The organism is Microvirga ossetica, assembly GCF_002741015.1.
Taxonomy (GTDB): domain Bacteria; phylum Pseudomonadota; class Alphaproteobacteria; order Rhizobiales; family Beijerinckiaceae; genus Microvirga; species Microvirga ossetica.
Genome location: NZ_CP016621.1, coordinates 30,911 through 55,965 on the forward strand (window position 1 = coordinate 30,911; position 25,055 = coordinate 55,965).

The following is a 25,055-nucleotide window of genomic DNA, read 5'->3' on the forward strand; positions in this document are numbered from 1 at the left end:
CCCAAGCCCCGTTCACCAGAGCGGGGTTTTTCCTTTGGGCGTGACCGCCCGGGATCGCACCTCGCGGCGCGTGGAGGGGGAAAAGGAAGAAAGAGTTGGGTCGGGGTTTCAGGTCAGAAGGACGGTTCGATTTCCAAAGGATTCATGATGGCGAGTCCTTCGTAAGTCCTTGCGGCAACATAATAAATCCTTGTTCTCGGCTTGACATGGGTGCGTTTTACACCCATATTATAAGGGTTAGCGGCTCCAAACGCTGACGACCTCGAAAGGGAGTTACCGACATGGCGAAAACCTCGAAGAAGCCCGCCAAGACCACCGAAGCCAAGAAGCCTTTCGACGTTTACCAGAACGTCACGGACTCGATCCTTGCAGACCTTGAGAGCGGCGTTGCCACCTGGGCGAAGCCGTGGAAGTCGGACGGGAAGGCTTGCATCGCTTCCGGCCTTCCGTTGAGCCTCTACAGCCGCAAGGCTTATCGTGGGATCAACATCATGATCCTGCTCGGTGCTTGCGCGGCCAACGGCTGGTCCGTTCCCGCTTTCGCCACCTTCAAGCAGATTTCCGAGATGGGCGGGAAGGTGCTTCCGGGGAGCAAGGCGACCTACGTCTATTACATGCAGACCAAGTTGGTTGACGCTAAGACTGACGAGGAAAAGGCCCGCGCCGACGAGAACGGCCAGATCAAGATTTTCTTCCAGAAAGGATTCGCAGTCTTAAACATCGCGCAGACCGAAGGACTGGACGTGAACGTCGAGGACCTCAAGGTCGTGAGCAATCTCCCGGAGGACATGGGCGAGATCGTTGACGCACTCAGCGTTGACCTCCGCACCGGAGGGGACAAGGCGTTCTATTCCCCCGCGCTCGATTTCGTCGGGATGCCGAAGGTCGAGGCGTTCGAGATCGTGGAAGCCTACAAAGCAACGCTCCTTCACGAAGTGACGCATTGGACGGGTCACGGAACCCGCATGAACCGCAAGATGGAGGGCGGTTTCGGATCGCAATCCTACGCATACGAGGAACTGGTTGCCGAACTCGGGGCCGCTTTCCTGTGCGCGGAACTCGGCATCGCCGGCCGCCTCCAACACGCCGAATACATCGGCTCCTGGATCAGCCTTCTGAAAGGTGACAAGAGGGCGTTCTTCCGTGCCGCCAGCGAGGCGCAGAAGGCCGTGGACTGGATCCGCGAGAAGGTCGCGGCGATCCCGGTCAACGACAACGACGAGATCGAGGAAATGAGGGAGGCCGCGTAACAGCGGCCTCCTATCCAGCACGACAGCGAACGAGAGAGCAGATGGAACGGAAGATCGAGGTCGGAACCCGCTTCACGCGCCGCGACAGTCGGCCGTGGAGGGATGGCGACAAGAAAGGGACGGAGGTGACGGTATCGGTTTGCGAGGTCACGGCAATTCACGATGGCAGGTTTGATTACAGGGTCGTGGAGGTCCTGTCCGTGGAGGATGCGCCTTCCTTTTACAAGCCGTCAGATGGCGGGGGCATCAGCCTCCGGGGGAACGGCCTTGCATGGCTGGTATCAAAAGGCGTGGTGACGTTCGAATGAGCAAGGGCAATCACATCCGCTACATCGTCCGCGACGTGGACACGCAAGGGATCGACTACCTCCTTTACGGCCACGACGATTTCAACGCCGCCGTCTACAGCCTGAACGAAGCCCTCGGCTGGGGTTGCAAGGTAGAACTCGCCGCCGTGTGGGTCGCCAGCGAGGACGAGCCGATCGACGGCACTGACGAGGAGGAAGAGGACCACGATCAGGCCGCGTAACAGCGGCCTTTTTCATGTTGCGGAGCCGCCTGGATTTTCGCCGGCGACTTGCACTGGGTGCGTTTTACCTCCATCATATGATTACATAACAGCGTGGAGGGAACCGATGGCAGACGCTACCCACGAAGTCCGGATCACCCCTTGGGCGGCCAAGGAAGGCCATTACGAGGCGGAGGCGTTCGGATTGTCGAAGGATTCCTGGCATCTCGACACCGTGCGCCGGATGCACGTCGTCCGCCATGTCAGCGGGGAAGGCTGGAACTGGTCGGTGTCCTGGGAGACACCCGCCGACGAGGGATCCGGCACTTGCGACACGATCGAGGAAGGAATGGCCCAAGCCGTGGCTTGTGCCTTGCACGTCTACAGCCGTCGCTCCCATTAGGCGCAGCATTTCAGGTTGCGCCAAACCCACGGAGGGTTACGCGATGGGAAAGCAGAGGAAGAAATTGGATCCGGTGACGGAGAAGGCGGTCAGGGACGAGTTCATTATGAACGCCCCGGGCATTTGGGACTACGAGGAAATCGAACACGCCAAAGTCCTCGATTTCTGCCCGCAGCGGGAAGGGGCCCTGGTCTTCACGATGGTTCGAGATGCCCGCAAACCGGGTCAGCCGATCCCGAAGCCGGGTGAGCCGGATGGGAGGTCGTGGGTCGGCCGCACCTACAGCGTCTGGCGCTCCGAGGACGGCTCCTACTTCCGGAAGCGGGAGGACTCGCAAATGCTGTCCTTCGATCCTCCGCTGGACAACAAGATGGAGAAGCAGCGGGCCTTGTTCGGCAAGTTGGGATTCGATCCGTTCGAGCGCGACCGCAGCAGGGCGCGGAGCCGCGCCGACAGGCCGACGATGGGATCACGGACCCAATACGCCGCCGATCAGGGCGACCGTCCCCGCTACACCGGAACCTACGGGATGCGGATGTAGCCGGGAACGAAACGACAACGGAATGGGGGCCACGCGGCCCCTTTCCTTTCAGGGATGACGACAACGACAAAAATCAGGGAGGTGCCGCCGATGTATCACGATCTCATTCCGATTGACGACCTCCTGACGGAACTCGGGGAACGGCCCGGGACGCGCTGGTGTCAGGCTCCGGTCGCCGGCTTGCAATACGGCGACTACGACGAGAAGGACGAGTTGCGCGACGAACTCCTGCGTCCACAGCCCAATGAGCGGCTTCAAGTGGTTCGCCGGCCGACCAATCCCAAGGACTCGAACGCGATCGAGATCTGGTTTCGCAACGGCCGTCACAAGCTGGGTCACGTCCCGGCTTTCCTCGCCGCCGACCTCGCGCCGGAAATGGATGCCGACCGCGATCTCCGCGCCTACGCATTGAACGGCGGCAGCGGTGAAGCGTGGTCCGTGAAGGTCGTCCTCGTCGGCGCGGCCGTCACGGAGGATCGGCACCGGGAAGCCGTCAGGGTCCGCTTGGAGCGCGAGGAACACGCCGCGCGTTGGGCCTTCCTCGAAGCCGAGGCCGCGACCGAGGGCAGGGAGCGTGAGCGCACCCATGCCAAGAGGGCCAGGGATTCGGACAAGGTTTGGCAACGCGACCGGATCAACCGGATGCGTGATGCCGTCGCCGCGCTGGCGACGCTCACGGAGGCGCAGGAAGCCTTGCCCGAGGGCCACAACGCGCCGCCTCCGGAGCAGGGCGTAGTCTTCCCCTGGTGGGATCAGGTCCCGGCTTGCCTGGCGACGAAGAACATCTGGAGGGAGCGCGGGCGCACGATCCCGGCCAAGACGAAGCCGTGGGCGACGATCAGCTACAACACCCGCCGCAAGGGTCAGGTCACGTATCCGCTGTTCGCCTTCTCGCAGACGCGGAAGGTTGCCACGACGGCATCCACGATCCGCAGCATCCTCGAACCGCTGGAACGTCGTTTGCGGGAGTTGGAGTCGCAACGCGATCCGGGCGGCGTGGTGATCCTCTGATCGTGCATCCGCAACCCTTGAATCGCCAGCGGGAGCTCCCAATCTCTTGAATGGCCATTTGGCCCAGGTGTCCGAACTGCGGGACGAGCCTACGATTTGATCCCGCTTATCATCTTTCGTTGCCGATAACGGTTTGCGCCATCGGACGCGCCCAACCGACCACCCGCCGGCTTTGCCGGGGATGTGTCGTGCTTGGGCGAAAGGACGCGTCGGCACGGCGGCTCCCGGCAGGGTCAATTTCAAACCCTGACTAACGAGCAAAAGCCTATGAACTCCAACAAGCCAGACCTCCTTCAACTCGCAATCGCCTTCATGACCTGCGAGGCCGTCGCGCTGATGGTCTCTCTCGCGCTCAATGCGGGAGATCACCCGTCACTGATGACCAGCCAGGCCTTCGGAGTCCTGATGATGATCGCCCTTGGCGGCAGCGCGGCACTCCTTCGGATCGTGAGGCAGTAACCGCCACGGACGACGCGGGCCGACCTCGGACTGGTTCCCGCCGCAATCCGGCCGGGAACCAGTCCTGACGCTCGAAGTGGCCCGTTTAGGAATATCCGCTCACGGATTCAGCCCCGCACAGGCCAAAGTCGGGCCGGGATGGGGTAGAGACAACCCGGCGCGAGAACGATCCTCACAGGAACGGCGGCGGGTCGCCGTCGTCACCCTCATCGCTGCGCGGGGCAAGTCCCATGTCGCCCGCACCTGGCGAAGCGCGTCCTCCAGCGATGCGTCATCATCGTCGCCGGCCGCCCCGGCACTGTCGATCAGGTATTCCGGCAGCGTTTGTTGCGGACCCGGCCAGGGATTGGCCGCGTAGAACGCAACCATCTTCTCATACGTTTCGCGGACCCGCTGGCCCGCCGCTTTGCGCGTCTCTTCACGTCCGTTGGTCGTGAACGGACACCTGGGGCCGGGGAAGGTCGCGGTCACTGACCAGACCCACGTTCCCTTTTGGGGACCGTGCGGCTCTTGATGAACGCCGCCGACGTAAATGTCCCACAACCCGTCGCCCTCGCAGTGCGGCCGATCCTCGTCGAATGCCGTGAGGCTGGTTTCGAGCCATGAACTATCGGGCCATGCCTCGCTCGTTTTCATCCACCAGAAGCGCATCCGCACATCATAGGGCCGACGACGCGAAATGGCACGGCCGGAATGCGTCGTGGGACGCTCCTAATGGCCTCCCCGTAGTGTAAGGCGACCCATAGGGAATCCTTTATGAGTCACCACACGGTAGGAACAGCCGAAGATGCATGAAGACCCTGCGGGTCTAGGGAAAAGGAACACGCAGTGAGGGCAGGGGACCCCGGCAGCCCGTTGTGCCACGCCGACCTGTCCGGATCCATTGGTTCCTTCAAAAAGAGTGAGTGGGTTTTTCGTAAAAGCCACTCGGTCGTTTTTAGGCGAAGTTGAACGCAAGCGTCCGTGGCGAGGGCGCACGAAGTCCCGCCTTGGAGCCACAAGCCGCCGTTTAGGAAGGGGAGGTGTCAGCCCTGTTCGGGGAGGCCGTCGAAGAGCGACCCGATGGCCCTCGTCTGTGCCGCGAAATCGGCCTCCAGGAGCCGCTGGGTGCTTTCAAGGGAGCGATGCCCCGCCAGCGTCTGCACGTCTCTGGGTGAGCCGCCGACGCGTCGCATCTCGCGGCCGACACGGACAATGAAGGTACGCCGTGCGTCCCTGCCGCCGTCCATGTTCACCTTCGCCCTGTCGGCCAGCTTCCAAAGGACGTAGCCGATCGAGGTCGGCCGCATCTCCTGGAAGACCTGCAAGCCCTGGAGCTCGTCGGGATCGCCCTCCAGTCCGCGCTCGCTGACGATCAGCGGGTCATGCGCCGTTCCCGGGAAGCTTGCGAGGCAGTCGATGATGGCCTTGCGGAGCCGGCCGTTGCGGGCGAGGGGAATCCTGCGCTGGGTGAGCCGCTTGCCCTGCTTGCCCGCAAGCGAGATGTGGTCGCCCACCAGCCCGTCATCGATCTGTACGGAGTATCGCTTGAGCCAGGCGATCTCCTTCGGCGTGAGGCCCGCGTCCGTTGCTAGCAGGACGATGGCGCGGTTGCGGGCAGGGTAGCGCGTATCGGCGCAAGCCGCCAGCAGCCGCGAGATTTGCCGCTCTGACAGCATTCCCTCGATCGCCCAATACTCCGACACCATGCGCCTCCGTTACAAGAGTTTGGCAGACTACCAGCCGTTGCGGCACTGTCCCAGCGGCCCGGTCCATTCTTCTTTCCTTTTCCCCAGCCGCGGCTGTCGTAGTCTTCTGGTCGGGCGTAACACGAGGCGGTGATGCAGATAGCTGTTGGGTTTCTCGCGAGACTGAATGTTAGTTTCCTGGGCTTCCAGTATGGATTATCGGCTCACATCCCGTTGGCAATGGCCCCTCAGGATTGGATTGCCGCCTTCAGCGGTTCAGGATCGAGGATCGCCACAACCCGCTTCAGGTTATAGGCGAGCAGGTGCAGGCTCATTTCCGTGCTGACCCGCTTGAGGGCGCGGGTCAGGCTGTGCGTGGCCCGATGGGCTTTCACAAGCTGACAAAAATTAGTGGGTCTTCGCGCTCCAATCGGGGACGCCATTCATCTACTCCTTAAACTGATCGAACGCCGAGCCACCTTCTGCGGAGTTCTCGAATGGAGACTTACTCCAAATGGTCATCTTCGCTGTGACGAGCTTGGGCTCTGGGCGATGAACTAAGCATTAGTTGCCGTTGTAAGGGCGTTCTGATCGTCGATAAGATGCCACGCGCACTGGCTGGGGAAGGCGCAGTATCATCGGAGATCCGGCGATGATGTTACGAACGCTTGTGGCAGCCGTATTTGCGATTGGCGCCATTGCCCCTGCTCTTGGCCAGCAAGGATCTGCGAAATACGTCCAGTGCATGGAGGCCGACTGGCAGAGGGGATACTGCGAGCGCATCTCCCCTGGCCCCCTCGATTTTCTGTTCGGTCCCTCGCTATGCAATCAATCCGACATGCTGGCTGGACGCTGCATGAGAAGGGCCGACATCAAATCACGGCCGCTTACGTGCAAGGAGTTGGTGGAATTTGGGATCGGAGAACTATCGGACTGCACGCCACCCCCTGCCAAAAGGAAGGAGGCGTCCAGCAGCGGCGGGGACAAGGGACGGAAGGGCACTCCTCAGAAGGTGACTCAGAGCAAGTCGATGAAACCCGTTGCGGAAGCCCAGAACAGTGCAGCCAAACCCGCCACGCAAGGCACTCCACCGAACAAGGACACGAACTCGCTCATCAACTCCGTGGGCTTTATCGTGGCACTCTCCGAACACCCAGCGGTCTACAATGCGCCAAGCTGCGCGGCCGTTCTCATATCACCCAAGCATGTGCTCGCGAATGACACCTGCATGGGGAGACGGGAGATTTATGGGCCGAAACCAGAGCAGTTCATGATAGGCCATATTCCGGGCAACCACTTGTGGATCAAGTCCGCGTCCGTTTACCCGGTTCCGATGGATCCGATCGAGGCTCAAGGTCGTTGGGCGCTCTTCACGGTTTCTGGAGACCCCACGCAACACTACAGGCCCGTGAGGATAGCCAGGAACCCGCCCAAACCCGGTGAGGAGATAGTCGTCGTAAATCTCTTTGGCGCGGGACCCAATCCTGAGGAATGGAAGTGCCACGTCGGGTACATGGAGGTCGGCAAGGGCGCCATCATCTACACATGCCCCCGGGGCCGCAACGACCAAGGCCGTAACACGAAAGGCGGCTTTCTGTTTAACACCTCCAACGAACTCGTTGCATTGCAGATACCACGAAGCAACGTTCCACCTCTCGACGACACCGATTATTGGCCGGAAGACTACAACTCCGCCATCCTGATGACGGAGTTGACAGCGAAGAGTCCAGTTCTTGCCTCCATTGCCCGCTCCGGGGATGGTTTCGCTGGGCTGGGACCTGCCGGGAAGATTGTTGGCTGCTTCACGGACGGCGTGGCAGGCAACAAGACGATGACGATCACCCAGATGTACGACTGCTCGGGCTTTTGGGTGACCCCGCGAGCTCTCCTCACGTGCAGTCTCGGCGAGATGTGCCCCGCGTTGCCCGACACCGTCGAAGGCAGGGCCACGCTCGATGCGACGCTCGCGGCGGCTGACCTGAGCCGTGGAAGTCTGCTAATGCTCCGAGACCGGGACATTCCCCGTGCGCCGAACGAAACCACCATCACTAGGTGTAAAGAGACGACGGGGTCGGAGCAGAGCTTCCAGACTTGCGTCGCGAACGATATGAGCAAGACGTTCGATGCCGTGCGCGAATGCTTCATGAGGATAACGGCGGGTGAAAGGACGGCATGCCTTACGGCGCAGGTGAAGGACAAGGGACTGGATAACCTGATCGGCTGCATGGGCGGCGGCACCCCGTCACTCAGCAAGATGCTCCTGTGCGCCCGGTCAAAGAACGAGATCGCTTCGGCCGAATCCATTCGGAACTGCGTTGCGACTGCGCAGTCTTCCGCGGCGGGCATCGACTGCCTCAAGGACAGCTTGTCCGGTCCGCAGGTCGGGGCGGCCCGGTGCATGACCGAGAAGGTCTATGATCCGCTCGAATGCCTGTCCATAATCTCCCCCGACGCGGCGAAAGCGGGCTCCGTGGCCAAGTGCCTCGGTACCGTTCGCGACAGGACGGAGACCCTCCAATGCCTTTCGGAGTACTTTCCGGGCGAGGGTGCTAAGATCGCGGGTTGCCTTTCCAATCTGGACCCCGTCGGGAAGGCGATCTGCATTGCGGGGGACACGCCCGAGGTCAGGGCTGCCCAGCATGCCTACAAGTGCATTTCAATGGGGCGGGATGCGAGTTCCGCGATCGAGAACTGCACCGATGGACTATTGGACGACAAGTCGAGGCGGGCCCTGGGCTGCGTTTCGCGGTCGAACGGGGATCGGTCGAAGATAGCAGAGTGCGCGGTTGGAGCGGTGCTTCCCCCTGAGGCCGCACGGCTCGTTGGATGCGTAACGAGCAGCCAGGGCCCGACGGACTTCGCATTGTGCGCCGTGGCCCCAGCGATGAACGAAGAGTGGAGGACGGCTGCCGAGTGCGCTGCCAGCACGGGCGGCGAACCGATCTCGTTCGTCGGTTGCACGGCCGGACGCCTGACCCTGCGCGAACTGACGAAATGCTTCAAGGGCAAGATCGGGGAGGACTGCTTTGGACCGAACAACACGATCGTCGTCACGTTGAGGAATGCCTATAACGACATCACGCAGGGACCAGGCGAGAACAACGAAGTAGTAAAAGCCCTTCGGGCGATTGCCGATCTTACCGGCGGCGACAATTCCGTCATCAACAATCCCGGCCAAATCTGGGGCGGCGACAACTCGGTCTTCAACAATCCCGGCCAAATCTGGGGCGGCGACAACTCGGTCTTCAACAACCCAGGTCAGATTTTCGGAGGGAAGAACTCGGTCTTCAACGATGTGGGGCAGTTTTTCGGGCGAGGTGGATGGCGTTGGTGATATTCACCTAGACATCCTATCAGCCGAAGCGATCCCAGAAACGCTGCCTGACCTCAGCCCGGCAGCATCATGCCGCTGTTCTGGAAGCTGTCTCTGGTCATCGTCCTGCTCGCTCTCCTCGTCGGCCTGTTCATCCCGATGGGATGGGGCACCCTCGGGGCCGGCCGCGGGGCTGCGCAACTCGGTGCAGATCGTGCACTCGGTGGCCGGCGAGGTGGTCGACGTGCCCCTCGTGGCGAGCACGCCGATTAAGGAAGGCGAAGTCCTGTTCTGCATCGATCCGACCATCTCCTAGGCCAAGTCCTGGCGATCAAGGCCCAGCTCATGCTCGCTGAACTGCGCCTCGGCCAGCTCTCCGAACTGCAATGCCGCGACACTGAGCTTGCATTCGACGTGCAGGAGCGTGAATTCGAGGTCGAGCACCTGTGGGCACAGATCGATGCCGCCGAGCGCAAGCTCGACTGAACCACCGTGCGGGCTCCGGCCAACGGCTACGTGACCAAACCGGCACTCCGCACGCGCGTCGCCGCCCAGTCTCCGGTGAGGGCCTTCATCGATACGTCGGAGACTATCCTTCGCGCGGAGATCCCGCGGATCCAGGCTAGTTACGGGAACTGGTGCGGCTAGCCGGCGAGCCGATGCCCTCCGGTCAATGCTTAACCGCTCGCTCTCCATCGGCTTGTGCCATGGCTGCCGCGATCGCTTCACGTTCGGCCTTGGTGCGGCGTGTCGGTGGTTTTGCGATTGCATCGGCCACAAAAGCCTTCCAGGCATCAGATCCCGGTTGCGGCATTTTAGGAGCCTTCCGGACAGCCATAGTTGATTCCTCCTTGTTCTGTTTCGGGGCCCAAGAATGGTACCCAGACATCACCCCATATACGTATTGTTACGATGATACTATTAGCTTCGGAGACTAACATTCGGATTGCAACGTGGACATGTATTTTTATAATATAGCATTAAAAAACGGGCTTCTGTTATGTTTTGTACTATGTACCTGACTGCGGCCGGCAGGACGATCTATCCCTCATCCACAGATGGCGTTATCCAACAATCAATCTGGGTTCCTGCTAACTTGCCGCAGAGAAAATTTGTTGAAAATTTGTCATCTAAAGCGGAATGAGAAACGTACAATTAAGAATGGCTGTGTTTCCATCATAGCTAGGGGCTTCACAACTAATGATCTATCTTGACGCGAACGCCACCACGGCGGCCTCGGAGGAGGTGCGGCGTGCCGTTCTTGCTGCAATGCAGGACGGATTCGGCAATCCGTCAAGCGTTCATATCCGCGGCACCAATGCACGCCAAACTATCACGAACGCACGTGACGAGGTCTGCCTCCTGATCCGTGGAGCACTTCCTGAGGGAGTGACCCTCACCTCCGGGGGCACTGAAGCTAACAATATTGTCCTCCGCGGCATTCCTGAAGCTATCATTGTCACGACGAGCGTCGAGCACCCATCTGTCCTTCGTCCCGCCGAGGCCGCGGCCGAGCATCGGGTGGTACCCGTGTTGGTCGACGGCAGGGCTGATCCCCAGGCCATAGCCGAAGCACTTCCTGCTTCGGGTGATGTGATCGTCAGTGTTCAGTGGGCCAATAGCGAGACTGGTGTGATCCAGCCTGTCGAGGACATTGTCACTACCGTGCGCTCGCGCCGCCCCGATGTATTCGTCCACATCGACGCCGCGCAGGCCATTGGGCGTATTCCCGTCCACATGGACGGTATCGACGCGCTGACTTTCTCCGGCCACAAGCTCCATGCCCCGCAAGGTACAGGGGCTTTAGTGCTCGGTGACCCCGAAGAGACCCGCCTCAAGGCTCAGATCCTTGGCGGCGGTCAGGAGGGTGGCCGCCGCTCTGGGACCCAGAATGTACCTGGCGCGGTCGGACTGGGTGTCGCCTTTAGGGAGAGGGCCAAGGCCTTCGACGAGGCGACGGGGGCTTTGCGGGCTATGCGAGATGCCTTTGAGGCGGCTGTGCTCAGTGCCGTCCCAGGCATGCGGGTCAATGGAGGTAGCAGCCCGCGCGTGCCGAACACCTCCAACATTCTCTTTCCGGGCATCGACGCGATGGCACTCGTTGCACTGCTCGACCAACGGGACATTGCCTGTTCTGTCGGGGCCGCCTGCTCGAGCGGCCGACCCGAGCCGTCGCATGTGCTCTTGGCAATGGGGCTCTCTGAGGACGACGCCTATTCGAGTGTGCGCTTCTCGTTCTCCGTTATGAACACAATGGATGAGGCGCTTAGTGCGGCCGACATCATCGCAGAAACTGTAGGAAAGATGAGATGAGGGCTGCCGTCGAGGAAGCACGCCGTAAGTACGAGTTCGGGCGGCATGAGACTTTCACGATTCGGGAAGGTTGGCTCTCCAAAGGGCTTGCACGTCTCTCAGATACGGACAGCTTTAAGGCTGACCTTGAGACAGCGGACGCTCTCGGTCTCGGTAGCCGCATGATCAAGTCGCTCCAGTACTGGCTTGAGGCGACAGGGATGCTGGCTTTTGAGGGAGACCGGAAGAGGAAAGACATTCGCCTCTCTGATCTTGGCCTCGCCATCTGGGCCCATGATCCCCATCTCGAGTTCCCGATATCGTGGTGGATCGTCCACATCATGCTGGCCCGCCGCGGCGGGAGCGTTTGGAATTGGTTTTTCAACGACTACCAAGAAAGGTCATTCGACAGGACGCACTGCGTCGAGAGCTTCAACCGATACGTCAAGGAGAAGTCGACCAACCAGACGACCACGTCCGTGATCCAGCGCGACATTGCGTGCCTTCTGATCTCGTACGCGGTGCCTTCGGCCAACGAGCGCCCGGACCCCGAGGACGCGACCATCTGCCCGCTGAGGGGACTGTCACTCGTCATGAAGCATTCCGACACGGGGCGCTTCGAGCGTACCCGTCCGCTTGACCGGGTTCCCGTCGAAGCGTTCCTCGCCGCGACCGCGCTACTTGCAGAGGATATGGAGAGCGACAGCGTCGCCCTGAGTGATCTCCTGCGCCGCCGCAACTCCCCAGGGCGTATCCTTGGACTCGACGGTGACATGCTCGACGACATGGCGACCCAGGCAGCGAATATTTACGGCTCGCTGGGGGTGAATATCGTCATGCTCGGCTCGAACCGCACGCTCACGATCCCGAGACTCCCGCCGGATCTATGGTTCGAAAGGCATTTCTCACGGATCGGAGCAGCTCGATGAACAAGCCCTTCCTCCGTTCCGTCAGCCTCAAGGACGACATCGCGGTCCCGTCGCGGCTAGATCACTACCACCCGACCTCGCGCTCGCTCCCGGTGGCTCGCGCCGTCCTGTCTGGTGGTGCGACCATGGTCATCGCGGCCTACGGTAGTGGCAAGTCACTTGCAGCAGGCATTGGCGCCCTCGCAGTAGACAACAAGCCCGACAACCACGACCTGATGCGCAGGCTCGCTGGGCGGATGGAGAAAGTCGACCCTGCCTTCGCCTCTGAATACACCGAGCGCATCGACTCGTGCAGCAAGGGGCGGGTGGTGACCTTGTCCGGCTACGTCAGGGACGTGTCTGCGAGCATCGCCGCCTCGCTGTGCCTCGGCGCACAGGATGGCATCGACGACGTACTCGCCGCCGCCTCCCGCCTCAAGGGGGTCGACCGAATCGCCATCGTTTGGGACGAGTTCGGCCGCCATCTCGAGGGCCTCATCACAGAGGGACGGGCGCGAGACCTCGATACCATCCAGAGCCTTGCCGAGTGGGCCACCCGGACGACCGCAAGCCTGACCCTTCTGCTGCACCAGAACGTCCTCGCCTATGCCGGCACCCTCAACCAGACCACCCGCAACGAGTGGCGCAAGATCGAGGGGCGCTTCGAGGCCATCCGCTTCATCGAGGACAGCCGCGAGCTGTACGCCCTCATCGCGACCGTGATCGCCGAGCGGCCGCACGGTCAGAAGCCGGACAGGAGGGTGATCAAGGGTCTTGCCTCCAGTGTCGTCGAGGCGCGCTGGTTCGACGGCATCGACGATACCGGGGAAGTTGCTGACCTCCTCACCAAGGCCTACCCGATTACTGCGGGCGCCCTCCAGGTGCTACCGCGTCTCGTCGCTCGGGTCGCGCAGAACGAGCGCAGTCTGTTCGCCTTCATTGAGGGTGTGAACCTGACGGGTCCGATCGGCCTTGAGGAGGTCTATCTGGCCTTCTCGGAGGCGATGCGCTCCGACGTGGGCATCGGCGGAGTGCATCGGCGCTGGATCGAGGCGGAGAGTGCTCGGAGCAAGACGACGGACGAGGTGGAGCGCGAGATCCTTGCCGCCGCCTTCCTGCTCCAGCTCGGAGCCTACGGCGAGCGCCGTCACCTTCCGAAGCACGTTCTCGAGCTGGCCGTCCGAGCCAAGGGTTATCCCGAGAAGCGCGCAACATCCGCCATCGAAGCCCTCATCGAGCGCAAGCTCGTCCTCTACCGCAAGCTCAACGACGACGTGTCCATCTGGCACGGGGCCGACATCGACATCGCCTCGCGCTTGCGGGACGAGCACATGCGGCGGCTGACTTCCTTCGACCTGCTTGGCTTCCTCGACAAGCACCACCCGGCGACATTCCTGCGTCCCATTCGGCACAACGAGAAGCACGGGACGACCCGCTACCTAACAGGAAGCTACGTCAAGGCCTCGGGCCTCTCCTCGATCCCGAGGGATCCGGAGACCGGAACCTGGGGACGGCTCATTTACGTGATCTGCGACTCGAGCGACGATGTCCGTCTCGCGAGGAAGTTTGCAACCAAATGTGATCTCCTGCGCACTATCCTTGTCATCCCGGAGGATCCGATCGCGATCCTCGACGCCGCCCTTGAGATCGAGGGACTATCGGCCCTGCGCCGGGACGAGAGCCTCCTGTCGGAGGATCCGCTCGTGGCGCAGGAGCTGGATGAGCTGCTCGCGATCGCGCGGCGGCACCTTACGGTGGTGTTGCATCGGCTGACCACCGATCGTCCGGATTCAACCCGGTGGTACGCGAACGGCAAGGCGCTGAACGTCAGCCCTGAGTTTCCGGCGGGCATCGCGGTCTCGGCCTTAATGGACGAGTGGTTCCCGCTCACTCCCCGCATTGTAAACGACCAAGTCATGCGCGGCAGCCTCTCCCGGCAGATGCAGACTGCCCGGATCCGCGTGATCCTGCGCCTGATGGAGCATTCGACCGAACCATTTCTCGGCTACGGTGACGATGCCTCGGCGGAATCCTCAGTCTACCGCACGGTGCTAGCCCGCACGGGCATCCATATCGAGGAGGACGGACGGGGCCGCTTCGCCGAGCCAGAGGAGCTTACCGACGAGGGACTGCGGGCGGTCTGGAAGCATGTCCGTGACTTCTTCTCCGAACCAGGCACCAAGCCGCTCACGAAGATCGTGGAAGATCTTTCCGCTCCGCCAATCGGCCTTCCGTCAGGCGTAATTCCTGTCATCGTAATGGCAGGCTACAGAGCGTTCGGACGAGCTGTCTCGATCTATACAGATGGGGTCTACGTACCCGACGTGCTCGGTTTTGACTCAAGCCGCATGTTCCTCGAACCCGCCCGGCACGAGATCGCTGTTCATACGGACAGCAAGGCAGTCGTCAAATTCCTAGATGGAATCGTCGACACCTTCGCCCATACGAAGGTCGGCCCTCACGATGAGCGCATCCGGTCGGCCCACGACGCGGTCAGGGCTTGGCGGTCGGGCATCGCCGAGGGCGCATTCCGCTCACGGAGGATGACGGATGACGCCCGCATCTTTCTGCGTGCCCTCAACGAGGCCTCCGACCCGGCTGAGTTTTTAACTGAGACCCTTCCGGCCCGCTTCGGCGGCAAGGCCAGGGGAGACCAGAGATACCAGGCCGCGCTGCGTTCGCTAGAGACAATCCGGAACGTCATCGACGGCTTGGTGGACGGGTACCTGCGGGATGCCGTGGAGGTCATGACGCAGGTCATGAGCGTCTACGAGTCGGACGACGTGATCGAGAGCATCAAGGGTTGGGTGTCCTGCCTGGACGTGGATGGCCTGATGAAGCGGACCGACCTCAAGATGACCGACAAGGGCATGCTTAGGATGGCCCGCGAAACGCTGAACGGGCGACAGTCGCCTGAGATGCTCGCCCGCGCCATGAGCTCGGTTCTGCTTCAGCGTGGCATCGAGAGATGGCAGGACGATACGAAGGAACAGCTTCGCAAGGAGCTGAGAGAATGTAGGTTGCGAATCGAATCAGCGGCACTCGATGTCAGCGAGCCACCGAAGGCACTCGCTCCGATTATCGAGATCAGGATCAGGCATCTTCAGGAGCAACTTGCCCGGATTACGGGCATGGGGAGGGGGAAATGAGCGCAGTGACAAAGAGAATGGAGGACGCCGCCCTCGACGGGAAGGCCCGCCACATCGTTCCCCTGTCGGGCGGCAAGGATAGCACGGCCCTGGCCATCTACCTGTCGCAGCAGTATCCACACCTCCCGTTCGAGTACGTTTTCTCAGATACAGGGGCGGAGCTGCCCGAGACTTATGAATACTTCGAGCGTCTCGAGCACGTCCTCGGCAAAAAGGTCACACGCATCACCGCGCTGGACCTCCTCGGAGTGTCGGAGAAGCACGGACGTTCTCCGTTCGATGTCGTACTCTACGAGCACTTCTCCGGGTTCCTGCCCAGTCCGCGCTCGCGCTGGTGCACGCGGATGCTGAAGATCCACCCCTTCGAGAATCACATCGGCGGCGACAAAGCCTATTCGTACATTGGGATTCGCGCCGACGAGAACCGCTCTGGCTACATCGGCAAGGGCAAGCAGGTCATGTTGTCCGAGGAGCCGAACATCATTCCAGTCTACCCCTTCAAGGATGACGGCATCACAATCGGCGACGTGCAGCGCCTACTCGACGACACGGGTCTTGGGCTGCCCGAGTACTACCAGTGGCGCTCCCGCTCTGGCTGCTATTTCTGCTTTTACCAGCAGATCGGGGAATGGCAGGGCCTCAAGGAGCGCCATCCGGAACTTTACGAGAAGGCAAAGGGATACGAGCAAGGGAAGAACGGCCGCAGGTACACCTGGGTAGATGGCCGCTCCCTGAACGATGTCGAAAACATGCCACGTCGGGACATCAAGCAGAAATCCGACGAAGACGGCTGTGTCATCTGTCACCTCTGAGAGCAGTAAATGAACGCGAGTCCGCTGGTCGACTATCTCCGGACGTATGGCCCGAGTGCCTCATCCGATTCCCTATACGACGAACATGTACTGAAATCAGCGAACCTGCACAGGGTGGATCCGATCGAGGTTGGCTCCTCCCTAGTGACTGAGCTGGCTGACAACTTCCGTTCCACGGAGCCGCGAAACGTCATTCTCACCGGGACGGCAGGCGACGGCAAGACGTGGCACTGCCGTAAAATCTTCACCGCACTCGGGGGAACCCGGGAGACGTGGGACGCGGGCCAAGGTCTCGTCGAACTCGGGCTGCCGGGGGAGCGGACGTTAGTCGTCGTAAAGGACTTGAGCGAGTTTCATGATGACCCGCGGCAGGAGGAGATCCTTAAGGGCTTCCTCGAATCCCTAATGGGACGCAGCACCAACACGTTCTACTTAGTCGCTGCCAACGACGGTCAGCTCCTACGGTTCTGGCGGACCTACAGTCAGATCCATCCCGAGGCAAGGTCCGTGGAGGCCACGATCCGGACCATGCTGAAGGAGAACAAACCGACCGACGGCTTTCTCCGGCTCCTGATGCACAACTTGAGCCAGAAGCCGCATGGCGCTCTCTTTGATAGCATCGTGACTGAGGTCATGAACCATCGTGGCTGGTCGGGGTGTGAGGGTTGTGGGCTGAACGATGACGGAAGATGCCCGATCCGGCGCAATCTCAACGTTTTGTCGGGAACCGAGATGCGCAACCGTCTTCGGGATATGATCGACCTCGCAGCCGCCAACGACACACATCTACCTATGCGGCACATCCTCCTCCTCGTCGTTAACATCGTCCTCGGGGTTTCGGGACGAAAGAGCGTCCTCCTAGATTGCACTTCCGCAAGGAGTCTGGTGACCGAGGGCAACGAGGTCATGTCGAACCCCTACGATAACGCGCTAGGACTCAACCTTAGACGCGGTGAGAACCGGGACTATCTCGCCTTCTCTGTATTCGAGAATGCCGGGATCGGGCAGGAGACGAACAACACCATTGACACGCTGCTCATCGAGGCACTCCCCAAAGAATACCACGATAGGTACGTGGCAAATGATTTGTTGCACGGCGCAAGCCTATTCGAGGAGCAGAGGGCCCGCTATCGCCGCGGCGACGCCGAGGACTTTTCCGAGTTTCAAACAGCGCTCGAAACGCAGCGTCGTCGCCTCTTCTTCGTCCTCCCGGTCACCGAACGAAACGATGAGCTCGATCCGTGGCGGTTATCCGTCTTCATGCACGGCGGCAGTTACCTGCGGTTTAGCGACGATCTGAGGGCAGGGCGCTCACCCGACATGCTCAAGAGTAAGCTCGTCGTTGGCCTCAACCGCAGCTACTCGGGCACAATGACCGATGACGGCACCAGTGTCTGGTTCACGGCCCCCGCCGGGAACACCCAAAGCCGCGTCGGACGGGTTCTCGACATTGAGCTTCCCCTTGGCGGCACTCCAAGGGACATCGTAGCGTTCGACTTCGATGCCAAAGGCTCCTTCGACCGACCCAGGATGGTCGTCACCGGGCGTGAAGGAATTAGAGGCCCGGCAAAGCCGATCGAGAGCAACCCGCTCCAACCCCTCCTGTTCGAGTACCTAATGCGGGTCGAAAGCGGCTCGCTGCCGGGCAGTTTCTCAAGGCAATGCTATGAGGAGCTGCGGCAGTTTAGGCTTCGGGTGGTGGCGCGGCTGAGTCGACTCGAACTCATCGCACTGGACGATCTCAAGGAGATGAGGATCGTCCGTCTCGACAACGACGGACACCTACGAGACGAGAGCATCGGGGTGACGGAGCAAGCATGATGATCGCAAAGACTATGCCAGGAGCCCTCGAGCCGCCCGAGAGGCTTGAGGCCGATGTCTGGCTCGAGCAGCAGATCTGGGGACATCGTTTTCTGAACGATCAGACTCCTTGGCTCCTCCTGCTCGAGTCGCTCGGGATCATGGCGTACCTATCCAAGGAAGAACGGATTCTGACCGGAGTCGAGACGCCTGGGGTACACGAGAGAATCTCCTACAGCCTAATGCCAAGGGTGAAGTTACGGTCCCTTCTCTTCAAGGATCGTGCCATCGACGAGATCGCCGACGGGCAGGCCGTCTCCGACGCCTCAATGTGGAACGACTGGTTTGATCGCCATGGACCGGAAGGCGAGAAGGAGTTTGGCTACCTCAGGGACAGATTCACGCGATTCACTAGCTTTCGGAATGCGGTGGCGCTCCTGCGTTCGGCTGAGGTCGAAAGCGAGCGGTCGCGCCGGCCTACGTCCAGGCACCTCGCCCCGCGTGGTGCCGACATGCTGATGGCCGACTACGGTGAGAAGAGGGTCGGCTCCCGGGACAAGGACCGCCGCTTCTTCGCACGCGGCGGCGAACTCCTTTACCTGATGCTCAACCGCAGTTCCTGCTGCGAGGAGCTCGAACCACTGATCAGAACGCGGCTCCTAGGAAGCGGCAGTCGCTGGAATGCGCTCGCCCGCGTTCTCCAGCCCCCTGTAACCGATGACCCGCTTTCGTTCGAGTACATCGGGTATCTGCCACTGCCCTCGCACTCCGTGTATGACGTTTTGGCAGAGGACTGGAGGTCACTCCTGTCCCTGCCCAATCTGCCGGATGACAATCTTCCCGAGCCTTTGATGCGGCTATCGGGGCTCGCTGTCGTCCAGTACATAACGCGGCGTTCAACCGAGGTCCTTGGCACCGATCTTCCGATCTTCCCGCTCGACATGATTAGTAGCGACACGATCGGGGTTCAGAAGATCTCGAAGGATTGTTACCGCCGCCATCGAGATCAGACTCGTGCGGCGATCGTCAAGGTTGTGGATGAATTCGAGGCGACCCCGGAATGGGCCACAGCTCTGAAGCAAGCTGATCCGCGGAAAGCTGCCGCAGAGATCACGAACAGGCGTTTCGCATTCGATGTGCCAACCGACGTGGCGGATGCGACCCAGATCCCTAAACGTATAAAGCAAGAAGCGCTCGAAGATCACGAGCAGCATCTCGGGCGGGTAGTGGGCTTCTACGCAGACAGGATCGGTATGGCCGTCGCAAAGAGAGGCAGCGGTCGATGGTACGGAGCAAGCGACGGACTGATTGAGGCAATCGTCCTCGCGAACGTTCGAGAGCCTATGGAATTCGAAACTTTCCTTGAGCTTCTCTGGAACAGATACCGCCTCATCATTGGCACCGAGATTGGTCGCCAGGAGTTCGAGACTGTGAACTATGCGAATCTAAAGGCTAATCAGCGACTACTTGAGGAACGCCTCCGTGTTCTCGGGCTCGCTAAGCGTCTTTCCGACGATTGTGCCTTTGTGATCAACCCGTTCTGGGAATGAAATGATGAACATCGCTCCCCAATTGGTCCTACAGACGGCCGGGTCTACGCCCGAACTCGACCTCCTCGCTCGGGTGGCCGAGGCGAAGGTAAGGTCCGACATTGAGGATAATCCAAACCGAAAGTCCCTGTTCAGGATTGTGGGCTTCGACGCGTTCGTCACCTCGGCCATTGCGCGTCGTCTCGCTGGGATGCCGGGAGCGGAGGTCCACGTCAACAATGCGCTCAATGACGGAACATTGCCCATCAAACTCCTGTCCAACAGGAGCGCCACCTACTTCCGGAATATGGAGCGTCAAGGCGAGGAAGGCGCTATCATATTCGCGGTCCCAACCGACCATCTCGATGTTGTTGGCGCAACCCTGAGCGAGGTGAAGCAGATCTCCGAGGAGACCCTCCTCCATGCCCCCGACCTCTGGATATCGTGCTGCCCTGAACTCAACTCTTTGGCGAATCGGCAGAAGGATAACATATCCAACGCTATCCTCGGCGCTCATGCGGCAGGTCTCGTGACGGACGGCATCGGAATGCTGGCCCGTTTCATGATCCTCCTCGATGATAAGCTGCAAGGCCGTCCGATCGAGCGCGCCCTTGACGAGGCACTCCCGGCTTTCCGGATTCCACGGGGAGCTGGACACTTCAAGGACTTTGCCGCCAAGGGCCGGGTGAAGACGAAAGAGAAATGGGCCGAGGAGCTGGGCGAGCTCCATGGGCGGGCCGAAGACGCCCTCTATCTCCGGAATGATCGCGGGCAACCCTTATCCCGCAATGTAATCCGGCAACGCCTTGCAGACCTCGTCGAGCGGGCGAGTATCACGCAGGCCGATGCAGACATCTTCACGGCGCTCCTCGACGACGAGGGTATCGAGGCCGGGCGGTGGAGAGCCAGCCAAGAAAATGTCTCAGCGAACCTAAAATGGGATGACGTTGAGATCATACTGAAGGCGACCAAGCAGACTAAGAAAGCCAGCCTTGGGGATGAGACAATCGCCTTCTTCGAGCGGACTCTGCCGCGGCAGCTCTCAGGCTCCGAGAAGAATATGCTCACCGCGCTGACCTCAGAGGACATAGAGGCCAAAGAGACCGAGCGAGACTTCTTTTTTACCCACAGAGAAGCCATCAAGGACGACAGGAAACTTCTCAAGCGGTGGGAAACCCTCGTCTTCAAGGAGAACAAGGTCTACGGCGACCTTCTGACGGGTATTGTGCATGCGGTCGCCAATCTGGTCGATTCCATCGACGAGTTGCCTGCCGACGCCAGGGTCGCCATAAAGCTTGAGGGGGGCGACAGGCTGAATTTCTGGAAGAGTAAGAATGCCAGCCTTTATTATTATCTGCGGGACAGGTTCCGCGGATTGCCCAATCTGCTCCTCCGAGCTGGTGTGATCTGCGACTTCGGAATGTGTTGGTCTCATCCGATCGAGTTCAGCGGTAATGAGAAGAATTCCCAATCCGCCCGCCAGTTTAAGTTCGATGTAGCGCTCGTCACCGCTGACGCGCTCGATGAGAAGAACCTACTCCAGATCTCCGACAAGACCCTAAAGGAGGCCTCGCATTCCAGCCAGTTTATCTGGATGATGCCGACCAACTCGTTCGCCAATGCGCACTCGCTGAACTGGAGAGTGGTCGGCAACATGGACCAGCCCGAGGCAGCACTGCTCCAAGGTGCTTTCTCCCGTGCGCGGCGCACCGAGCGGGTCGCAGACGGCCTTATCGACCTGGAGAATCGCGCCTCCATTCAGGATATCCTTGACAACCCTGATGGGCTGCTCGTCGACATCAATATCCCAAGCCTCAATCTCGGAACCGCTATCAGGAAGGGTATCGACGAACTCGAGGGCACGATCCTCAGGCCCATGGAGGCCAAGGCGATCCGGGACTCCTTCGAGGCCTTCGCGGCATCTTACACGAAGGCCGTGCGGGCCTTCCTTGATGGTAATGGACTTGGCGAGACCGCAATCCTCGATCAATCGGCCCTCTACGGGGAGTTCCTCAGCCTTCTTCGCAAGCTCGCGCGAAAGGACGACTGCCGCACGAAGCTTTGGACCCCAGCGCTATCCATTGGCATCGCGAAATCCACCGATAAGCCCTGTGTCGCTATATCGTGCCCCTGGCACCCCCTGAGGCTAGCGGAGGCGAAGGTCAAGGCTGAGCGCATGGTCGATGTCCTCGCGAAGATCGTCTCCGGCGCGACCAACGGCTCCAGCCTGCGCATATTCGCTAGTGAGGCGACCGAGCAGGTGGACCAGGGATGGCATCCGACCATGACACTGGTGCCGGATAATCCCCGTCCCCGGATGCTGATCGAAACTGAACACTTCGCTGATTTCGGCCTTATGGAGCCTCCGACTCTGAACGAGGGGGCCGAAGAGGCCTTCGATGGTTATTCCAAAGAGGCAGCCGCGGCTTTCCTCGATATCGCGCAACGATATCTCGATCTTAATCCTCACGAGAGGGCCAACTTCTCGGTCGTCCTCTACAACGCAGATAATCGCGACCTCCCTTCACGACTTGCGGACCAATTGGCTCGCAAGATTGAGAATGAGAGCGATCTGCGCTGCGACCTTATCCTCACGCACACCGATCAGCAGCGGCTGCGCCGGATCTATGCCGAGCAGAACGTGACCATTAGCCAGGAGCTTGACGGAGTCCTCGCGAGCGAGGCGACCCAGTCCTTCCTGTCTCGCCTTCGCGTTGGGTTTCTCGATGTAGGTACCGTTGGGCGCGGTCCCGCGTCAGGTCGCATGGCCGACATCGTCTTTCTGCACGACGTGATCGCCCGCAGCGCGCACACAGGCTGGCGGAAATGCGAGCCTCCACAAGGTGGGTGGCCTACCTTTGCCGAGCACGATCCAAATGCAGAAACGCGGCGCCAGTTCCACGAGGCGGGATCACGCAAAACCGAGGTTCTACTCGTCCCGGCCGAACGGCCCATTGAGGTCCAGGCCTACATTGATCTCATCCACGACCTCCACACGGATGACCGCGACGACGGGAGTTTGCACTACGTTCCCATCCGCGAGGTCAACTTCGATGATACGACTGTATCGAAGGCAATTGACGAAGCGCACAAGGTGGCGACCTGGGTTGTGACATTCGATGGCATTGCGGACCTGCAACTTCTGAGAAGTAACGACATCAGCGTCATCCACTTTGTGACGCGACCAGGGTCGAGTCACAATATTATCGTCTCTACCAAGCAGACAAGTAAGACGCTACGCCAACGCTTGGTCGAGCAGATCGATCTGATCCGTGGCGGAGCTCCGGGCGACCTCTCGGCAATTGCCGACTTCTGCATCAGGGAAGCTGCACTGATCTCCGGTATGGTTGTGCTAAGGGCGGCACGATTGGAGAAGAACGCCCTCGAGCTACTTGGCCTTGTAATGAGTAGGCAGGTAATTACGGACTCGCTCCCGCAGGGTATTGCTCCTGTGGCATGGCTACTTCTCGATGATTTCGGAAAGTCAATTGGCCATGCCCGAGGCAAGATGTCGGACCTGCTCGCAGTCTGCCTCGGGACAGATTCCGGTAGGCCAGTGATTGACCTCGTGGTCGTTGAGAGCAAGTTCGTCGGCTCCGACGGCCAGGCGCAGGAGGCAGCTCTGTCGCTCGCTCAGACGAAGGCGAGCACCAATGACATCCGCGACCGCATCGTCCTGGACGGAGATCATCTCAATAAGCACACTTGGCGCTCCCGCCTCGCTGACCTCATGCTTGAGCACGGTGTGTTCGAGGGCGAGGTCGCGTCGATCTCGCCGAGGACATGGGCGAAGATGTTGCGCGAAGACGAGGTGAACATCCGTATCCAGGGTGCATCCCTCGTATTCATCCACGATTGCATCGGCGAGAAGCCTCCTGCGCTTCCGTCGGAGAGCGATGACCAACGCCAATACATCTTCGACAGGGCCGAGATTGCCCGTGTCCTCGAGCGCTCCCTGAATCGGGAAGGCGCTGCGCCGCTCACACTCGATCTGCCTGTCCCGATGGCCTCCCGGCTGGATGATACCGAATCAGAGGCTGAAGGCATCACCGGATTCAAGCCGGAGCCCCATGAGAACGACGGAACGGAAAAGGGCGGAAAGCCGTCCTTGCATCCACCTGAAGAAATGGAAGGTGCCGAGGAAAACAAGCCGAGCAAGCCGGAGACCGTTGCTGGGCAAGCATCCGGCTCCTATCCGCCATCCGTCACTGAGTTCATCAGCTCCTACAATGGGTCGGGCGAGGATGGCGAGACTCTGAAATGGCTCGAGAAGACGAAGACGAGTCTGCGTATTGCTCTGCGGGGCTATGGCCTTGACGCGGACATCGTTGGAGAGCGCCTGACTCCCAACTCCGCTCTCATTCGATTCAAGGGCTCTAGCAAGATGACCGTTGCAGAGGTCGAAAGGCGTAAGGAAGTCCTGCTGACCTCACATGAACTGGACGTTATGGACGTGCGGCCAAGCAAAGGCGAGGTGATAATCATGGTTGCTCGGCCGAAGCGCGCGACCATCCTCCTACCCCAACTTTGGCGTCGCCGGGGGCTTCCAGACACGGCTCCTATCTCGAATGGCAGCTTCCTAATCGGCGAGAAGGAGCAGGACGGAGAGCTCTTTTTCCTCAACCTCTTCGGGGAATTTGGTGGGCAGCCCCAGCACGGCCCGCACACGCTTATTGCTGGCGAGACAGGGGGCGGAAAGGGTGTTCTGACGCGTAACATCCTACTGGACCTGCTGGCTACGAACTCCCCACGTAATGCTCGGGTACGCTTCGTCGACCCAAAATTCGGGGCCGACTACCCATGGATCACGGGGATGCCCCATTTGGACGGAGGACTCGTCACCTCGCAGGAGGAGGCGATCAAGACCCTTGAGGAACTCGTCGCGGAGATGGACCGCAGGTACGAGGAGATCACGAAGGTCGCGCCGAACATCGATAAGTACAATGCTAAGGTAGCCCCAGACTCTAGGCTGCCCCGCATTTATCTGTTCCACGACGAAATCGGGGACTGGATGGCCGACAAGGACAATTCGGATTACCGGGATGCAGTGGCGAGCCATGTGGTCAGGCTAGCGTCCAAGGCTAGAGCCGCAGGCGTGCACCTGTTCCTGATAACGCAGCGCCCGGATAGAGACGCATTGCCGAGCCAGGTTAAAGCCAACATGAACAACAAGATCTGCCTGAAGGTGGCCTCCGGAACAAACTCGCGGATCGTCCTTGATGAGAACGGAGCGGAGAACCTTCTTGGCCAAGGTCATTTCGCGGCGAAGCTAGCAAATGAACGGGTATCGAGCCAAACGAGCCTTGTATTCGGGCAAGCACCTTTCATGGACGATGATGAGGCGTGGGAACTTGCGGCTGCTATCAAGGCACACTGGCAATAGGACATTGTTCGTTGCTTGCCAGCTTACCGA

19 protein-coding genes are annotated in these 25,055 nt (G+C 60.4%); 16 read left to right on the top strand and 3 right to left on the bottom strand.

All coding sequences use genetic code 11. The features are described from left to right. Window positions 1-281: 281 nt before the first annotated feature. The 7 genes from BB934_RS45975 to BB934_RS46005 all read left to right on the top strand — a co-directional run bounded on the left by BB934_RS45975 (window position 282) and on the right by BB934_RS46005 (window position 4,172). Window positions 282-1,250, top strand: a complete 969-nt coding sequence (locus tag BB934_RS45975; RefSeq protein WP_099516190.1) for an ArdC family protein — start codon at window positions 282-284, stop codon at window positions 1,248-1,250. Window positions 1,251-1,291: 41 nt separating this feature from the next. Next, entirely contained in the window at window positions 1,292-1,558 is a 267-nt protein-coding gene (locus tag BB934_RS45980) for a hypothetical protein (protein WP_099516191.1), read from the top strand. Further along, complete coding sequence (locus tag BB934_RS45985) at window positions 1,555-1,779, top strand: hypothetical protein (RefSeq protein ID WP_099516192.1); 225 nt, start codon at window positions 1,555-1,557, stop codon at window positions 1,777-1,779. The genes BB934_RS45980 and BB934_RS45985 overlap by 4 nt, the downstream gene beginning before the upstream one ends. A 106-nt stretch (window positions 1,780-1,885) precedes the next feature. Continuing rightward, window positions 1,886-2,161 carry a hypothetical protein gene (locus BB934_RS45990; RefSeq protein WP_099516193.1) on the top strand — a complete coding sequence of 92 codons (276 nt, stop codon included), beginning with the start codon at window positions 1,886-1,888 and terminating at the stop codon, window positions 2,159-2,161. A 43-nt stretch (window positions 2,162-2,204) separates the two neighbouring features. Next, window positions 2,205-2,702: a hypothetical protein gene (locus tag BB934_RS45995; RefSeq protein ID WP_099516194.1), complete on the top strand. Its 498-nt coding sequence runs from the start codon at window positions 2,205-2,207 to the stop codon at window positions 2,700-2,702. 90 nt (window positions 2,703-2,792) lie between these two features. Next, window positions 2,793-3,713, top strand: a complete 921-nt coding sequence (locus BB934_RS46000; RefSeq protein ID WP_157934758.1) for an HIRAN domain-containing protein — start codon at window positions 2,793-2,795, stop codon at window positions 3,711-3,713. Window positions 3,714-3,980: 267 nt separating this feature from the next. Further along, a complete protein-coding gene (locus BB934_RS46005; RefSeq protein WP_099516196.1) occupies window positions 3,981-4,172 on the top strand; it encodes a hypothetical protein in 192 nt (63 codons plus the stop codon). 99 nt (window positions 4,173-4,271) lie between these two features. Here the strand turns inward: BB934_RS46005 and BB934_RS46010 are convergent, their stop codons facing one another. The 3 genes from BB934_RS46010 to BB934_RS48315 form a co-directional block, all read right to left on the bottom strand. Further along, window positions 4,272-4,823 carry a hypothetical protein gene (locus tag BB934_RS46010; protein ID WP_099516197.1) on the bottom strand — a complete coding sequence of 184 codons (552 nt, stop codon included), beginning with the start codon at window positions 4,821-4,823 and terminating at the stop codon, window positions 4,272-4,274. 374 nt (window positions 4,824-5,197) lie between these two features. Next, a complete protein-coding gene (locus BB934_RS46015) occupies window positions 5,198-5,860 on the bottom strand; it encodes a tyrosine-type recombinase/integrase (protein WP_099516198.1) in 663 nt (220 codons plus the stop codon). Window positions 5,861-6,087: 227 nt separating this feature from the next. Next, window positions 6,088-6,282 (bottom strand): hypothetical protein, encoded by a 195-nt coding sequence (locus tag BB934_RS48315; RefSeq protein ID WP_157934759.1) that lies wholly within the window; start codon window positions 6,280-6,282, stop codon window positions 6,088-6,090. A gap of 587 nt (window positions 6,283-6,869) precedes the next feature. On the opposite strand from BB934_RS48315, the gene BB934_RS46020 reads away from it, so the two are divergent. The 9 genes from BB934_RS46020 to BB934_RS46060 all read left to right on the top strand — a co-directional run bounded on the left by BB934_RS46020 (window position 6,870) and on the right by BB934_RS46060 (window position 25,025). After that, window positions 6,870-9,173 (top strand): hypothetical protein, encoded by a 2,304-nt coding sequence (locus tag BB934_RS46020; protein WP_157934760.1) that lies wholly within the window; start codon window positions 6,870-6,872, stop codon window positions 9,171-9,173. A gap of 324 nt (window positions 9,174-9,497) precedes the next feature. After that, entirely contained in the window at window positions 9,498-9,638 is a 141-nt protein-coding gene (locus BB934_RS48320) for a hypothetical protein (protein WP_157934761.1), read from the top strand. A 714-nt stretch (window positions 9,639-10,352) separates the two neighbouring features. Next, window positions 10,353-11,465 (top strand): cysteine desulfurase family protein, encoded by a 1,113-nt coding sequence (locus BB934_RS46030; RefSeq protein ID WP_099516201.1) that lies wholly within the window; start codon window positions 10,353-10,355, stop codon window positions 11,463-11,465. Next, on the top strand, window positions 11,462-12,373 hold the full coding sequence (locus tag BB934_RS46035; RefSeq protein ID WP_099516202.1) for a DUF4007 family protein: 912 nt from the start codon (window positions 11,462-11,464) through the stop codon (window positions 12,371-12,373). The genes BB934_RS46030 and BB934_RS46035 overlap by 4 nt, the downstream gene beginning before the upstream one ends. Beyond that, entirely contained in the window at window positions 12,370-15,501 is a 3,132-nt protein-coding gene (locus BB934_RS46040) for a hypothetical protein (protein WP_099516203.1), read from the top strand. Before BB934_RS46035 ends, BB934_RS46040 begins: the two co-directional genes overlap by 4 nt. Continuing rightward, a complete protein-coding gene (locus BB934_RS46045; protein ID WP_099516204.1) occupies window positions 15,498-16,313 on the top strand; it encodes a phosphoadenosine phosphosulfate reductase domain-containing protein in 816 nt (271 codons plus the stop codon). Before BB934_RS46040 ends, BB934_RS46045 begins: the two co-directional genes overlap by 4 nt. A gap of 9 nt (window positions 16,314-16,322) precedes the next feature. Continuing rightward, window positions 16,323-18,134 carry a hypothetical protein gene (locus tag BB934_RS46050; protein WP_099516205.1) on the top strand — a complete coding sequence of 604 codons (1,812 nt, stop codon included), beginning with the start codon at window positions 16,323-16,325 and terminating at the stop codon, window positions 18,132-18,134. After that, window positions 18,131-19,663, top strand: coding sequence for a hypothetical protein (locus BB934_RS46055; RefSeq protein ID WP_237050951.1), 1,533 nt, complete (start codon window positions 18,131-18,133; stop codon window positions 19,661-19,663). Before BB934_RS46050 ends, BB934_RS46055 begins: the two co-directional genes overlap by 4 nt. A 370-nt stretch (window positions 19,664-20,033) precedes the next feature. Then, on the top strand, window positions 20,034-25,025 hold the full coding sequence (locus BB934_RS46060; RefSeq protein WP_157934762.1) for an FtsK/SpoIIIE domain-containing protein: 4,992 nt from the start codon (window positions 20,034-20,036) through the stop codon (window positions 25,023-25,025). Window positions 25,026-25,055 lie beyond the last annotated feature (30 nt).